The sequence below is a fragment of the Pseudomonas sp. BAV 4579 genome, assembly GCF_009765395.1.
GTDB classification, from domain to species: domain Bacteria; phylum Pseudomonadota; class Gammaproteobacteria; order Pseudomonadales; family Pseudomonadaceae; genus Chryseomonas; species Chryseomonas aestiva.
Map to the genome: position 1 here is coordinate 1 of NZ_WHOV01000249.1, position 1,073 is coordinate 1,073.

A 1,073-nucleotide genomic window follows, 5' to 3' on the forward strand; every position below is an offset into this window, starting at 1 on the left:
GTCTGTGCCGACACCTGGGGCGGTTCCGCTCGTGGTTTCGACCAGATCGACAACGCGCCGGAAGAAAAGGCTCGCGGTATCACCATCAACACCTCCCACGTTGAGTACGACTCGGCGATCCGTCACTACGCGCACGTCGACTGCCCCGGCCACGCCGACTACGTGAAGAACATGATCACCGGTGCTGCCCAGATGGACGGCGCGATCCTGGTTTGCTCGGCTGCTGACGGCCCCATGCCGCAGACCCGCGAGCACATCCTGCTGTCCCGTCAGGTAGGCGTTCCCTATATCGTCGTGTTCCTGAACAAGGCCGACATGGTTGATGACGCCGAGCTGCTGGAACTGGTCGAGATGGAAGTTCGCGATCTGCTGAACACCTACGACTTCCCGGGCGACGACACCCCGATCGTGATCGGCTCCGCGCTGATGGCGCTGAACGGTAACGACGACAACGAAATGGGTACCTCTGCCGTGCGCAAGCTGGTCGAGACCCTGGACTCGTACATCCCCGAGCCCGAGCGTGCCATCGACAAGCCGTTCCTGATGCCGATCGAAGACGTGTTCTCGATCTCCGGTCGCGGCACCGTGGTAACCGGTCGTGTCGAGCGTGGCATCGTCCGCATCCAGGAAGAAGTCGAGATCGTGGGCATCAAGGCCACCGTCAAGACCACCTGCACCGGCGTTGAAATGTTCCGCAAGCTGCTGGACGAAGGCCGTGCTGGCGAGAACGTCGGCGTGCTGCTGCGTGGCACCAAGCGTGAAGACGTGGAGCGTGGCCAGGTTCTGGCCAAGCCGAACACCATCAAGCCGCACACCAAGTTCGAGTGCGAAGTGTACGTGCTGTCCAAGGAAGAAGGCGGTCGTCACACCCCGTTCTTCAAGGGCTACCGTCCGCAGTTCTACTTCCGCACCACCGATGTGACCGGTAACTGCGAGCTGCCGGAAGGCGTCGAGATGGTGATGCCGGGCGACAACATCAAGATGGTTGTCACCCTGATCGCTCCGATCGCGATGGAAGACGGTCTGCGTTTCGCCATCCGTGAAGGCGGTCGTACCGTCGGCGCCGGCGTGGT

Annotated in this window: 1 protein-coding gene; it reads left to right on the top strand. The window is 62.0% G+C overall.

The annotated features are described in order from the left end of the window. Positions 1 to 1,073, top strand: a 1,073-nt coding sequence (gene tuf / locus GSQ95_RS25750) for an elongation factor Tu (RefSeq protein ID WP_158896843.1), incomplete at both ends; no start/stop codon positions are given.